Below are 13,923 nucleotides of genomic sequence, written 5' to 3' on the forward strand. Positions count from 1 at the left end.
GCCGACAAGCCAGCCACATAGATCCGCCGCGCGTCGCCACCGCATCGATGCACGACGTCCATCGCCAGGGCCGCGATCATGGCAGGCTCGCCGCGGCCGCGATGCTGGTGCGAAGGCTCGAACCAGTTCCAGCAGCGCATCCTGTTGCCACGCGCCAATTGCTCGGGATAGACGACGATGCACCCGCGCTGCGCTGCCAGTTCGTTCATCGCCGTGCCGGCCGCGAAGTCAGCGGCATCCTGGGTGCACCCGTGAAGCATCACGATGACAGGCAACAGCCTGCCGTCAGTCCGCGGGGGCAGGTACAGCCGGTAAGTGTAGGTACGAGCGCCGGACAAGAAGCGATGTGCTTCGAACGATTCCGGGCTGGGAGGCGCTTGCCGTGGACGGCCGGTTTCGTCGCGCAGGAGTTGCACGGTCTCGCGGTGCCCGGCCGTTGGCTGAGCGAGAGCGGGCTCCAGCACGCGTTCCGTGCGAGCAGGCAGTTCCCGAAACGGCACGTCGGCAATATCGGATGCAGGCTCCGCGGGATGCACACCGGTGTTCGCAACGGGTGGCGTCCTGCCGGCGCGTGCAGGCATTGCTTCGGCGCCACCCACGGCGCGCTGGATCGCGCTCGTGGCTTCCATCAGCCTGCCCTGCCGGGTGAGTTCGGTAGCCTTCTTCAGTTCTTCGATCAATGTGTCCATCGGCTTCCTCGGCGTGTGCTGCACCGCATCAATCCGCATATCGCCGCATTACTGGCCGTTGCAAGCCCTCCCGAAGAAAAGATTTTTCGCCGGGCTGTTCCGGGCCCGCCGTTCATGAAGCAGCCGGGGCGCTACTTGCCTTCACGCGTGTTACGCGCACGCGCACCGAATGGGCCCGGCCATCGTCCACGAGCGACAGCGCGTCTCCAGGCCGCGGCTGGCCGTCGAGCTCGATCTCCAGGGGCGCGCTCGTCTCGCTGCCGGGCACGATCTCGATGCGGTAGGTGGTATCGCGGAAGCGATACTCCACCTCGAAGCATGGCCAGTGTTCCGGCACGCAGGGCGCAATCGCCAGCGACGCGCCCTCGTCGTCGATGCGCAGCCGCAGCCCCAGCAGCGATTCGACGACGAGGCGGTACATCCATCCGGCGGACCCGGTGTACCAGCTCCAGCCGCCGCGGCCGGTGTGCGGTGGCATGCTGTACACGTCGGCCGCCACCACGTACGGCTCGACCTGGTACACGGCCACTTCCCGTGCCGTGCGTCCATGATTGACGGGGTTGAGGAGGTTCATCAGCTGCCACGCGCGCGGAGCGTCACCGAGCGCCGCGAAGGCCATGGCCGCCCACACCCCGGCATGCGTGTACTGGCCACCGTTCTCGCGCACCCCCGGCAGGTAGCCGGCGATATAGCCCGGATCGGGCCCCTTGCGGTCGAAGGGCGGATCCAGCAGCTGCACCAACATCGCCTCGGGACGCACCAGCCGCGCCGCAAGCGACGCCATGGCTTCGCGGGTGCGTGCCGTGTCGGTCATGCCGTCCAGCACCGACCAGCTCTGCGCGATCGCGTCGATGCAGCATTCCGGGCTGTCGCGGGAGCCGAGCGCGGTGCCGTCGTCGAACCAGGCGCGGCGGTACCACTGGCCGTCCCAGGCGCTGGCTTCGAGCCGCTCGCGCAACGACTGCCGCTCGGTCTCGCAACGTTGCGCGAGGTCTTCGTCGCCGCGGCCGCGCGCAAGCGGCGCGAACTGGCGCAGCACCTCGCACAGGAAGAAGCCCAGCCAGACGCTTTCCCCCTTGCCACCGTGGCCGACGCGGTTCATGCCGTCGTTCCAGTCGCCGCTACCCATCAGCGGCAGCCCGTGGGCGCCGAAACGCAGGCCGTGCTGCAGGGCGAGCACCGCATGCGCATACACGCTGGCGCTTCGGCCCGAGCGAGCCGGCAGGTCGTACCACGACTCCTGGTCCGGCGGCAGCGCCGGGCCATCGAGGAAGGGGACGCTTTCGTCCAGCACGCCTGTGTCGTTCGTCGCCTCGACGTAGCGGCACAGCGCCAGCGGCAGCCACAGGTAGTCGTCGGAGATATGGGTGCGCACGCCATGCCCCCAGGGCGGGTGCCACCAGTGCTGCACGTCGCCCTCGGGGAACTGGCGACCCGCGCAGGCGATCAGGTGCTCGCGCAGGACCTGCGGGTGCGCATGCACCAGCGCCATCGCGTCCTGGAGCTGGTCGCGGAAACCGAAGGCGCCGCCGGACTGGTAGTGGCCGCTGCGCGCCATGATGCGGCAGCCCAAGGTCTGGTAGACGAGCCAGCCGTTGGCGAGCAGGTCGAGTGCCGGCTCCGGCGTGCGGACCTGCACCGCTCCGAGCAGGTGCTTCCAGTGGGCACGCACGTCGTCCCGCACCTGCTGCACCGCGACGGGACCGCGGAAACGCCACACCAGCTGCTGCACCTCGTCGAGACTGCGGCCCATGCCGAGCCGGAAGGTGATTTCGCGCGACTCGCCGGGCGCCAGCCGCACCGGCACCTGGATTGCGGCACAGGGGTCCAGCGCCACTCCGCTGCGGCCGGACAGGTGGGCTCGTCCCAGCGCTGCGGGCCGGCGCAGCGATCCGTTGCGCCCCACGAACTCGGCCCGGTCGCAGGTCATGGTGCCGGCCAGCCGGTCGGCCTCGTCTACATCCAGGAAGCCAATCCAGTCGCCGAACTGGTTGCTGTAGCGGTTGCGCGCCATGACGGCGCCACTATCCGTGGCCACCTCGGTGTGGATGTGGGGGGCCGTCCTGGCCCGCATGTCACCCAGCACCCATTCCACGTAGGCGGTCGCGGAGAGCTTGCAGGTCCGGGCGCTGTCGTTGCGCAGCACCAGCCGCGAGAACTTCACGGCTGCGTCCGTCGCCACGAAGACCGTGAGTTCGCTGTGGATGCCATTGGCGTGGTGCTCGAACACGCTGTAGCCGAAGCCGTGCCGCGTCACGTACGGCGCGCCGTCGTCGTCCGCCAGCGGCAGGGAGGTGGGGTGCCACACCTGCCCGGTCTCCTCGTCGCGCAGGTACAGCACCTCGCCGCAGTCGTCCGTGACGGCATCGTTGTGCCAGGGCGTCAGGCGCAGTTCGTGCGCGTTCTCGCACCAGGTGTAGCTGCTGCCGCCGTCGGAGACGACGGTGCCGAAGCGCGGATTGGCGATCACGTTGACCCACGGGGCTGGAGGCCGCCCGCCCACCGGCGCAGCGATCACATACTCGCCGCCGTCCGGCGCGAAGCCGCCGATGCCGTTGTCGAACAGCAGGTCAGAGCGTCGCGGCGCGGGATCCGACGGAACGGCGACCCGCGGCCGCGTCGCCTCCAACGGCGCCACCCGACGCGGCGGCACGCGCTTGCGCCCGACCTGCTCGGCGAGCGAGCCGAGGCGGTCGCTGAGGACGACCCGCGCTACCGACTGCAGCAGGACGCGGTCTTCCATGGCGATGTGTTCCGCCTGGCGCACGAAGATGCCGCCCGGCCGGTCGACCTCGTGCGATTCGATGCTGCCCGCGACGAGGCCCAGGATCTGTTCCTGCAGGCGCTGCCGGTACACGTCGCGCTCCTCGTTCCAGATCACCAGGTCCACCCGCAGGCCCTTCAGGCGCCACCACGCGTGCGCCTGCACGAGCTGGTGCACCAGGGCGATGTTGGCCGCGTCCCCGACCTGCAGCAGCACGATCGGCAGGTCGCCGGAGATGCCATAGCCCCACAGGCCCGACTGCGGCCGCCGGTTGCGCAGCAGGACCCCCGGGGGCGCCCGCAGTGTCGCATCGGGATGCACCACGCTGTTGGCCAGCACTGCGTACAGCTGCGCCTCCGCCTCGCTCACATTGAGCTGCCGCAGGCGCACCTGGCTGTGGGTCCATGCCAGCTCGAACACGCGGTCGGCGAGCCTGCGGTCGGCATACTTGTGGACCAGCGCGAGGCAGGCCTCGCGGCTGTCCGCGGCGCCCCAGACGAGGTCGACCACCACGGTCTGCTCGGGTTCCAGCGTGACCACGCGGCGGGTGGCCAGGATCGGGTCGAGCACCGCACCGCTGGTGCCGGAGAGCGGCTGCGGCGCGCGCAGCGCCGCCGGCGCCTCCAGGCTGCGGCCACGGCCGATGAAGCGCGCCCGGTCGCTTTCGTGTGAGGCTGGGGCGGAGGGCGTGCCGTGCACCGCGACCAGGTGGAACATGGACGGCGACGCTTCTTCGGCGGAGCGGGGCCGGCGCGTGCACAGCAGCGCCGGAGGATCCGCCACGATCTCCGTCTGCAGGAACAGCTTGCTGAAGGCTGGATGCTGGGCATCTGCCGCGGCGGTGGCGAGCACCGGTTCCGTGTAGCTCGTCACCTCGATGGTGCGCGGGGCGCGGCCCAGGTTGATCAGGCGCAGGCGGCGCAGCTCGATGTCGTCCTCGGGCGAGACCACGACCTCCGTGTAGGCCTCGATGCTGTCGTCGCGGCGCCGGAACTCCGCGCGTCCCTCGGTGAGGATGGCCTCGACCTCGCCGGGCCCAGCGCGCGTCGGTTGGTGGGTGGCGGACCAGAAGGTGCCGGTGTCCAGGTCGCGCAGGTAGCAGAAGCTGCCGCAGGCGTCGGCGGTACCGTCTTCCTGCCAACGCGTGAGCGCGAGGTCCTTCCAGCGGCTGTAGCCGCCGCCCGCGTGGGTGAGCATCACGTGGTAGCGGCCGTTCGACAGCAGCTGCACCTCGGGCAGCGGCGTGTCGGGCGCGGTGACGATCCGCAGCGGCGGGGCGGCTTCAGGGACGTCGGTGCGGTTCTCCGCCGCTTCCGGCGTTTCGCGGTGCAGCGCGACGCCGCGGGGGATGCGTTCCTGCAGCAGCAGCAGCGTGGCCCGCAGCCGCGGCTCCGACGCGAAGCGCCGCTGCATCGGGGCGTCGAGCAGCACGTGGGCGAGGGCGAGCAGGCTCATGCCCTGGTGGTGGGCCATGTAGGAGCGCACGATCGCACGGGTCTCGCCGGGCCGCAGGCGCGTGGCGGTGTAGTCCACCGCTTCGTGGAAGCCGAAGCGCCCGGCGGCGCCCTCGCGGCCGAGCCGTCGCAGGTTCTGCAGCGCGGTCGCGGGATCGACCATCAGTGCCATCACCGTCGCGTACGGCGCCACGACCAGGTCCTCGCCGAGCCCGCGCTGCAGCCCCAGCCCCGGCACACCGAAGGCGCGGTACTGGTAGTTGAGGTGGGCGTCGGTGACGTTGTAGCCGGACTCCGACATGCCCCAGGGCACGCCGCGCTGGCGGCCGTACTGCACCTGGCGCTGCACGGCCCCATGCATCGCCCGCGCCAGCAGTGTGTTGCCGTAGGTCGGCATGACCAGCATCGGCATCAGGTACTCGAACATCGAGCCGCTCCAGGACAGCAGCACGGCTCGCCCGCCCAGGGCGGCGGACTGGCGGCCGAGCGCGAACCAGGCCTGTTGCGGCAGTTGCGACTGGGCGATCGCCACGAACACGGCCAACCGCGCCTCCGAGGCCAGCAGGTCGTAGTAGCCGGTGTCGTGGCGGCGGTCGTCCACGTTGTAGCCGATCGTCAGCAGGTGGCAGCTGGGGTCGTAGAGGAAAGTGGGGTCCGCCGCCGCCAGCGCGCCCGCACGCGCCGCCAGCGCCTGCAATGCGGCGCGGCGCGCGGCGAGCGCCGCCGGGTCCCACCCCGCTCCTGCGACGCGGGGCGTGGCGGGTTCCAGCCGCAGCAGCGCCTCGCGCGCCGCGGCGCACTGCTCGACCAGCGCGCGCAGCCAGCGGATAGGTTCCGGGCGTTCGTCGCCGGAGGCGGCCAGCAGGTCGAGGGCGCAGTCGTGCAGGGCGTCGAAGGCCCGCGGCGCGGGCGCCCCCCGCGGGTCCTCGCACTCTCCCAGCAGGGCTGCGAAACGCAGCGCCGTGGCGCCGGAAAGGTGGCCGCCGGCGGCGTCGCGGGCGACCGCCAGCGTATCGCGCAGGCCATCGAACAGCGGCTGCCACCGGGGCGCGTCATCGGCCAGCAGCAGCAGGCCCGCGCGCAAGGTGAGCAGGTGGCCCGCGAGGTTGCCGCTGTCCACGCTGGACACGTAGGCCGGGCGCAGCGGCTGCAGCGTACGGGTGTCATACCAGTTGAGGAAGTGCCCCTGGAAGCGCTGGAGCCGGTCCATGGTGTCGAAGGTGGCGGTGGTCCGCTCGACCAGTTGGTCCTCGGTGAGGTAGCCGAAGTCCCGGGCCGCCAGGTTGGCGAGCAGCGACAGCCCGATGTTGGTGGGCGAGGTGCGGTGCGCGAGGCGCTGCTCCGGCACCTCCTGCATGTTGTCGGGCGGCAGGAAGTGGTCTTCGGCGGTGACGAAGGTTTCGAAAAAGGCCCAGGTGCGGCGCGCCAGCTGGCGCAGTTCGGCGGATTCGGCGGCGTCGAGGACCGCGCGCGCGGTGGCCAGCGGCTGGCTGATCCACCAGGCAATGGCCGGCGCAGCCAGCCACAGCACCAGCACTGCGCCGGCGGCGGGCAGCGCATCGGCGCGCCAGGCCGCCAGGGCAGCGGCAAGGGCGAGCGCGCCAGCGGGTGCGATCCACATGCGCTGCACGGTCGCGAGCAGGTCGCTGCGACCCGCGCCGGCGCGCTCGCCTTCGCTCTCGCTCGAGGGTTGCCACTCGAGCAGGCGGCGGCGCGACAGCCGCATCCGCCAGATCGTCCGCAGCACCGCGTCGAGGCTCACCCACGCTTCGTAGGGCAGGCAGGCCAGCGCGAAAAGCGCCTGGCCGGCGGCGCGCTGCGCCGCGAGGACAAGCGCTGCCGCGTGTTGCCGCCACGGCAGGTCCGCGGGCTTGCGCACCAGGTCGCCCGCGAGGGCCAGCAGGCCGGGCAGGAACAGCACCGCCACCCCGGCCAGCGTCCACAGCCACGCGGGTTGCAGCACGGTCCATGCGAGCACGAACAGGGCGGTGAGCGCGCCGGGTGCCAGGCTGCGCCGCAGGTTGTCCAGGATCTTCCAGCGTGACAGGGCGGACAGCGGATTGCGCACGGCCACCAGGCGCGTGGACGCCGCGGCGCCCCGGTCCGCGACGGGCACGCGCAGCCGCGGCAGCAGCCAGCCGGCGATCTGCCAGTCGCCGCGCATCCAGCGATGGCGCCGCCGCACGTCGGCGTCGTAGCGGGAGGGCGAGTCTTCCACCAGCTCGACGTCGCTCAGGAGGCCGCTGCGCGCGTAGCAGCCTTCCAGCAGGTCGTGGCTGAGGATCAGGTTCTCGGGCATGCGGCCGGCCAGCACCCGTTCGAAGGCCTCCACGTCGTAGATGCCCTTGCCGATGAACGAGCCCTCGCCGAACACGTCCTGGTAGACATCGCTCACCGCGCGCGTGTACGGGTCGACGCCCGCGTCGCCGCCGAACAGGCGGCCGTACCGGGACCGGTTGGCCGCGACGAGGCTGACGCCCACGCGCGGCTGCAGGATGCCGTGACCCTCGACCACGCGGGGCGCGTCCGCAGTGCCGCCGAACCGCGGGCGGTTCAGCGGATGCGCCATCGTGGCCACGAACCTCCAGCCGGCGTCGCGCGGCAACTGCGTATCCGTGTCCAGCGTGATGACGTAGCGCGTGCCCGACAGAAGCCACAGGTCGCCGACCACGGTGGCAAAGCGCCCCGTGTCGCCCTCGAGCAGCAGGGCATTGACGTCGGCAAGCTTGCCGCGCTTGCGCTCGTAGCCCATCCAGGCGCCCTCGCGCGGGTTCCACTGCCGCGCCCGGTGGAACAGGAAGAAGCGGCTGCCGCAAGCCGGTCCTGGCGGGTCGGGGTAGCGTGCGTTCAGCGCCTCGATCCCGGCGCGCACGGCGCCCAGCAGGGCCTCGTCGCCCGGTGCGTGTTCGGAGCGCGCATCCTGGAAATCAGTCAACAAGGCGAATCGCAACTGCGGATCGCGATTGGCGAGGAAGCGGACCTCCAGCGCCTCGACCAGGGCAGCGATGCCCGCCTCGTTGGCCAGCATCGTGGGCACCACCACCAGGGTGCGTGACGAGGGCGGGATGCCATGGGAGAAATCCATGCGCGGCAGGGCCTCCGGGCCCGCCAGCAGCCCCATCAGCCAGTTCACGAGGGCGACGGCCAGTTGGCTGGCGGCGAGCACCAGCACCATCGCCAGCCCCGCCGCAAGCAGCCAGCCGCCAGTCCGCGCCCCCATCCAGGAGAGTGAAGCACCTCCGGCCCACCACAGCAGCAGCGCGGGCAGCACGAGGCTGGCAGACACGATGCCGCCCGCATACCAGGCCAATGGATGCCGGGCAAGCCCGCGGCGCAGGCAGGTCGCCGCATCCGGTCGCATCCCGACGCGCGACTCGAGGTCCGTGAGGCCGGGGCCGACCAGGTAGTAGCCGACATGGGCCTGCCGCCGGTCTTCGGGGGCATCTTGCCGATCTGCCGCCGCGGCGAGATCAACCGCAGTCTCGGCCACCGCGTCCTCGTTGGCATCGCTACGGCGTGCGATGCGCTCGATGGCGTGGCGGTAGGCGTCGCGAGTGGAGAAGTCCATCCGGGCATACACCCCGCCGGGATCGCCGCGCAGCGTTCGCTCCACCGTGGAGAGGGTCTCGACGAACTCGCGCCAGTCGGTGACGGCGAGCAGGCGCAGGCTGCCGATGCTGTTGCTCACCGACACCTGTTCGGCGGCCTGCTGCTGTCCCTCCAGCTGCACGAGCTGCTCGGGGGCCCGGTGGTCTTCGGCAAGCCGCTGCTCGAGCCAGGTCAGCGGCAGCGCCAGGGCCGCGCTGTGGCCGTGCAGCCTGCGCACCAGTTCGGCCACGAACGGCGGGGAGATCGGCGGCTCCGAGCGCGCCATGTCGGCCACCACCAGGATCAGTCCCTTGGGGTCGCGCTCGGCCACGTCGAACATCCGGTCCGACCATTCGGCCGCCAGGTTGCGCTCGCCGCGGCTGGCGGCCACCTGCACCGCGACGCGGCGCAGGTTCTCGATCAGCGCCAGCCGCAGCATGATCGGAAAAGCCCAGAGCTCGCCGAGCAGCAGCGGATGCACCGCCTGGTAGGCCGCGATGAAGCCGGTCAGCGAGGCGAGCTCGAGCCTCCCGTCGCCGTGCGCCACGGACTGCACCGCGAGGTCATAGATGCGCGGCAGTCCCGCGCCAGGGCCGGAGCTCAGGCGCGGGAGATCGCGGCTGTAGCCCTTGGGCAGCAGTCGCGCAGCGCCGCGCGTTTCTTCCTGCAGCAGGTAGTGGTTGTCCACCAGCCACTCACCGGCGGGTGTGCGCCTGCGTCCGGGTTCCTCCCCTTCAGCGAGCTGGCGGACGACGGCCGCCAGGGTGCTGCGGTTGTCGGCCAGGCGCGGCAGGAGCCGGTCGGGAGCGTGCGTCAGTTCCCACTGGTGCGCGACGGCCAGCACCCGGCCGTGCTGCTCCATCTGGTCGGCGCTGAGCAACTCCGCGCGCAGGGGCGCGTCGCCGTACGCCGCATCCACGGTGGCCCACGGCGGAGCGCTGCCGGCACGCGCGCGGTGCGGGCGCAGCCTCGAACGGGTCCAGGCCTTCACTCGGCCCCGATCCGGGGGGCCGGAACGCGCGCTACTTCTTCGGCCAGCGGGGGAGCCCGGGTTTCTGCGCCGGGCTCAGGGTGGCGCCTGCCACCGGGATCGCGGCCGGCACGGGTGCCTTCTTCGGCTTCTTGGCTTCCTTGTTGCCGCGTTGTTGTCCCTTGGGCATGGCTTTCTCCTCGGTTGTCCATCAGGAAGCACTGTGGAGCGTCACGCGGCCGGGCGTCTGTGCGCCAGCGTACAAAGCCCGCTGCGCGACCCGGCAGCCGCGCAGGAGAATGTGCGCTGGCGCACAGACGGGGCGCAGCCCCGGGCGCACGCTGCAGTCATGAATGCGCTCCACCCCCGGGACGTCAGCGAGGCCGGCTTCTACTGGTACCTCGACACGCTCGGATCGACGCCCCAGGTCGTGGAGGTCGTCGGTGACGACGTGCGCATGGTGCGCTTCGCCGGTCGGACGGACGAGGACCCAGTCGCGGACCTGGCAGGAAGCCTGGTCGGCCCGCTGCGGCCTCCCGGCGCGCAGCTGGCGCTCAGCGAAACCGAACAGAAGGCGGTCCAGGCAGCGCTGAACCAGCGCAGTAGCCGAGTGCCGGTCGTCGTCAAGGACCCGGGCGAGGGGCATCCGAGCTGACGGCCTGCAGAGAACGTGTCCTCGGCGGGTGGAGCGAGGAACGTGCCGTCCCCATGAGTTACTTGCCTTCAGGAGGTTCGATGGACATCAGAGAGATGCATGCAGCCAGGGCCCATCTGAACGCAGCACTTCAGGAGGAAGGTCAAGCCTTGGCAATCGCATGCCTTGCCGCGAACGCCGGCGGCGCGGCCAGTGACCGGGCGGTGCAGGCGTTGCGTTCGGCTCAGGCGGCCCATGCAAGATCCAATGCGGCGGCAGGCGAACTGCGCGCAGTTTGCGCCGACCTCAACCGGGCGGACGCGGCCGGGGAACTCTCGGCCGGTCTGAATCACGCGCTCGCCACGTAACGGCCGTCTGGCCGCCAGGCAGGCGAGGGCCCCCCGGGCTACCTGGTCATCCGCGAGGCTGCTGCAGCCCGGCGGGCCGCCACGGCAGCGCGCAATTCCAGCGCCGCATGCGCTCTTGCGCTCGTGGCGAGTTGCTGCAGCGACGCAGGCACCGGAGTTCGGGAACACAGGTAAGCGTGCCAGGCCGCATAAAGCCGTCGCTCCGCTTCACGCGCAACATCTTCCGCTTCCTTCCATGTCTCAAACGACCTGGAGTCAGGGAGCACCAGCTTCGAGAAGCCTGCCGCGTCCGATTCAGGCCGGATCATGGCGCGGCAGGCTCACGGAAAATGTCGTTCCGTCCGCTCGCGTGGAGTCTATCGTCAACTTGCCGCCGTGCGACAGCACGATCTCGCGGCAGATGTACAGCCCGAGGCCGAGGCCTGCGGCGTCGCGGCGCCTGTCGCGCGTGCGGTACTGCGCTCCGCGTTTGAGCGGCTGGAAGATCAGTTCCCGCTCTTCCTCGGGAATCGGCTCGCCGTAGTTGTGCACCGAGACGCAGACGTCGCCCGGGGTGGACCACATCCGCACCGTGACTTCGGTCCACAGCGATCCATGGAGCAGCGCGTTGCCGAGCAGGTTGGACAGCAGCTGGCCCATGCGACCTTCGTCCCAGCACCCCTGGAAGTCGCCCGAAGCGTCCATCCGCACCATCCTGGCGGGATGGCGGACCTGTGTCTCTTCCACCACCCTGGCAAGCTGTTGTGCAAGGTCGCCCGGCTTGCGGACAATGGGCATCACTCCGTCGGCCTGCGCGCGCGTGAAGTCCACCACCTGTTCGATGATCGCCTTGATGCGCGTGGCCGCGTTGCTGATGGGCGCCGCTGACGCCTCGGACAGCTTGCCTGAGCGCACCAGCCCCGCAACGCTCATCAGGATCGTGCCAAGCGGATTGCGTATGTCGTGGCCGAGAATGCCGATGAACAGTTCCGCCGATGAGCCGGTCTGCTTCGTGTACCGTGCAATGGACTCGGCGATCGCCTGGTCGATGGCTTCGTTGAAGCGAGTCAGGTCCGTCAGGTCCTCCGGCCGGGTGCCGCCGCCGTGCTTGGCCCACAGCTTCAGGACACTGGCGCGCAGCGCCCGGTACTCGGTCATCATCGCGTCGACCGCGAAGCCTGCAACCATGCGGAAATCCGCATGGATCTCCGCCGCGGTGGGCAGCACTCCGCGCGGCCCGAGCCCCTTGGCCTTCGCATCCTGCTGCTCGGGGGACTGGGGCTGTCTCAGGTCGGCGGCGATCGTCCTGAGGATCTCGGAAGCGTGATCGCGCAGGGCAGCCGCGTCGAGCGTCTGGCCCCCGTGGCTGACCGTCGCGGCGAATTCGTCCCAGGCCTCCAGGACTTCTTCGGCGTGAGCGTCGATGAAGTCGGAGAGGCGCGGTCGCAACTGGGGAGCGTTCGCGGGCTGCTCCACCAGGTGGTCAACGTTCAGGGAGGAGAGTTGCATGGGCACCTTCGAATCTGAGGTGCGCTTGCAGACTGATCGGGCAAACCCATCGGCTGGGGCACAACGGAAGCCGAATCAGTGGAGAAGTCGAGTGTAGACCTTTCGCCGCGGCGACGCCAATGGTCTTTGCCCGATGGAGAATCTGCGAGGCTGGCTGGATCGGGGGGTGTGTATCGAGGCCTGGCCTGACGTACCGCTCACAGCGTCAATGTCGTGAGCACGTCCGCATACCACGCGCAGTTGAGGCCGAGCGACTCGTCCAGGTCCTGCTCACGGTTGCCCATGTCCAGGCGAGCCGAATGGATTCCAAGAAGTTTCCACGGGAAGCCCGTGTCGATCCGGGCATCGTGGAGAACGACCGGTGCGCCGCTGCCGCCGCGGTGCATGCGCGCATCCGTGAGGAAATAGCCCTGGCCCTGGAAACGCACGCCGAACGCGGACGCAATAGCCGCCTGCCGCGCCACGGGCAGGTTGTGCAAGGTGTCGAAGAAACCGAGCGGAAAGCCGACCACGAGCACGGGAGCGCCGATCCGGATCTCCTCGAGCGGCTCCTGCAGGTGAGCGGCCGTGAATGCCCGCACGACGGCCCCCTCGGGCACCATCCGGCGATCCACTTCAATGGCTGCGACGTCGATCTCCCCGCCCGAGTCCGTCGCCTGGCGCCACGCGCTCCTGCCATCCATGTACAGGGGGACTGAAAGGACGGCGCCGCGCGTCAGGTCGGTCGCATCGGTGTGGAAGCGGATTTCCACGCGGTCGGGATGATGTCCGGTGGGGCGATCCAGCAGCACGTGCCGCGCAGTCACGAGGAACAGGCGATCGTCGCGCTCGAAGAAGAAGCCGCTGGCGGCGGTGAGCGCGCCTTGCGCGAAGAACGTCGATATCCTGACCACCGCGAAGAACAGCGGTTCGATCACGACCCGGGCTTCTCCCCGGACTCGCTCATGGGACCCTCGTGCGGCTTCGGCTTGCCGTCCGAGTTCTCGAACGTGCCTGCCCCCCGTGAGCCGCTGCGGTGGCCGCCGCCGCTGGTTTGTTGTTGGCTCGACTCCGCTGGACGGGCTTCGTCGGCGCTGACCTCGTGGGTGTTCCGGTCTCCCTTGACGGGCAAGTCTGGTTGCGCTTTCTGGTTCATGGGATCTCCGGCAGGATCGTTCCCTTATCGGCCGAGGCTTCGCCCCCGCTTGTAGGACTTCGACGCTTCCCGTGGCAGAGCGCGCGACCGTTACGACGCTTCCGCCTTCCCGGACGAGCACGGTGCGTACTTCAAGTCGACAGGGGAACCGGCAACGGCCGGAGCGACTGACGGGCCAGCCTTCCGGGATGGCGGTACTTGTGACGGTACCGAGCTGTCCTTCAAGTCCGGGATCCGGCACTGGCGCGCCTTCGCGGCCGATTTTCGACACCCTCCGGGGGCCATTTGGCGCGTGTCCGTCCCGGAGAGATGGGTGCCGGGCCGTACCTAAGACATGGGTGACGCCGATGCCGATTCCGGCAGCAGCACGGTGGGCTCCACTGTGCACTCCGCGTTGAGCGAGTTCGTGACCAGGCAACCGCGCTTCGCCTTTTCCAGCACCGTCCGGGCCAGCGTGTCCGATGCGCCAGCCGTGATTTCGAGCCGTGGCTTGAGCGTGAAGCGGACGAAGCGCGTCACGCCCTCGACGCGATCGAGCACGCCTTCGACCTCGACGGCCAGGTTGCGCCACTCGAGCCGGGAGGCGCGGGCGACGGCGCGGAAGGTCAGGATGTAGCAGTCGGCAATCGCGCCGACCAGCAGCGTCTCCGGCGACCAGTAGCCGGGAGGGCCGCCGAATTCAGGCGGAGCGGAGGTCTCGAGCGTGGGTGCCGATTCGGTGCCGAGTTGAACCAGTCCGTCCTGCGTCGCGCTCGCTACAGTGCGGTAGTGGTGAGGGAAGGGATGCATCGTGTGCGAAAGATGAGGTGGGCAAGGGGGTTGTTCAATTGACG

Annotated in this window: 9 protein-coding genes; 2 read left to right on the plus strand and 7 right to left on the minus strand. The window is 70.1% G+C overall.

From position 1 onward, the window contains the following. The 3 genes from VFM98_RS22980 to VFM98_RS22990 all read right to left on the minus strand — a co-directional run. A partial coding sequence (locus tag VFM98_RS22980; protein ID WP_325112217.1) for an alpha/beta hydrolase family esterase occupies positions 1-689 on the minus strand: 689 nt, incomplete at its 3' end. 112 nt (positions 690-801) lie between these two features. Beyond that, positions 802-9,486: a GH36-type glycosyl hydrolase domain-containing protein gene (locus VFM98_RS22985; RefSeq protein ID WP_325112218.1), complete on the minus strand. Its 8,685-nt coding sequence runs from the start codon at positions 9,484-9,486 to the stop codon at positions 802-804. A 31-nt stretch (positions 9,487-9,517) separates the two neighbouring features. Next, on the minus strand, positions 9,518-9,655 hold the full coding sequence (locus tag VFM98_RS22990; protein WP_325112219.1) for a hypothetical protein: 138 nt from the start codon (positions 9,653-9,655) through the stop codon (positions 9,518-9,520). Between the two features lie 159 nt (positions 9,656-9,814). On the opposite strand from VFM98_RS22990, the gene VFM98_RS22995 reads away from it, so the two are divergent. Both VFM98_RS22995 and VFM98_RS23000 read left to right on the plus strand, forming a co-directional pair. Continuing rightward, complete coding sequence (locus VFM98_RS22995) at positions 9,815-10,120, plus strand: hypothetical protein (RefSeq protein WP_325112220.1); 306 nt, start codon at positions 9,815-9,817, stop codon at positions 10,118-10,120. 80 nt (positions 10,121-10,200) lie between these two features. Continuing rightward, positions 10,201-10,467: a hypothetical protein gene (locus tag VFM98_RS23000; protein WP_325112221.1), complete on the plus strand. Its 267-nt coding sequence runs from the start codon at positions 10,201-10,203 to the stop codon at positions 10,465-10,467. A 294-nt stretch (positions 10,468-10,761) separates the two neighbouring features. Here the strand turns inward: VFM98_RS23000 and VFM98_RS23005 are convergent, their stop codons facing one another. The 4 genes from VFM98_RS23005 to VFM98_RS23020 form a co-directional block, all read right to left on the minus strand. Then, positions 10,762-11,955 (minus strand): sensor histidine kinase, encoded by a 1,194-nt coding sequence (locus tag VFM98_RS23005; protein WP_325112222.1) that lies wholly within the window; start codon positions 11,953-11,955, stop codon positions 10,762-10,764. 197 nt (positions 11,956-12,152) lie between these two features. After that, entirely contained in the window at positions 12,153-12,872 is a 720-nt protein-coding gene (locus tag VFM98_RS23010; protein ID WP_325112223.1) for a serine protease, read from the minus strand. Then, entirely contained in the window at positions 12,869-13,090 is a 222-nt protein-coding gene (locus VFM98_RS23015; RefSeq protein WP_325112224.1) for a hypothetical protein, read from the minus strand. Before VFM98_RS23015 ends, VFM98_RS23010 begins: the two co-directional genes overlap by 4 nt. A 327-nt stretch (positions 13,091-13,417) precedes the next feature. Continuing rightward, positions 13,418-13,923: OsmC family protein (locus VFM98_RS23020; RefSeq protein WP_325112225.1), on the minus strand; the 506-nt coding region annotated here is incomplete at its 5' end.

The sequence above is a fragment of the Ramlibacter sp. genome, assembly GCF_035706265.1.
GTDB lineage: Bacteria > Pseudomonadota > Gammaproteobacteria > Burkholderiales > Burkholderiaceae_C > Ramlibacter.

Bases quoted from the DNA above. Each gene is read 5' to 3' on its own strand.
- VFM98_RS22995 (WP_325112220.1), top strand. From the start codon at position 9,815: ATGAATGCGCTCCACCCCCGGGACGTCAGCGAGGCCGGCTTCTACTGG.
- VFM98_RS22990 (WP_325112219.1), bottom strand. From the start codon at position 9,655: ATGCCCAAGGGACAACAACGCGGCAACAAGGAAGCCAAGAAGCCGAAG.
- VFM98_RS23000 (WP_325112221.1), top strand. From the start codon at position 10,201: ATGGACATCAGAGAGATGCATGCAGCCAGGGCCCATCTGAACGCAGCA.
- VFM98_RS23015 (WP_325112224.1), bottom strand. From the start codon at position 13,090: ATGAACCAGAAAGCGCAACCAGACTTGCCCGTCAAGGGAGACCGGAAC.
- VFM98_RS23005 (WP_325112222.1), bottom strand. From the start codon at position 11,955: ATGCAACTCTCCTCCCTGAACGTTGACCACCTGGTGGAGCAGCCCGCG.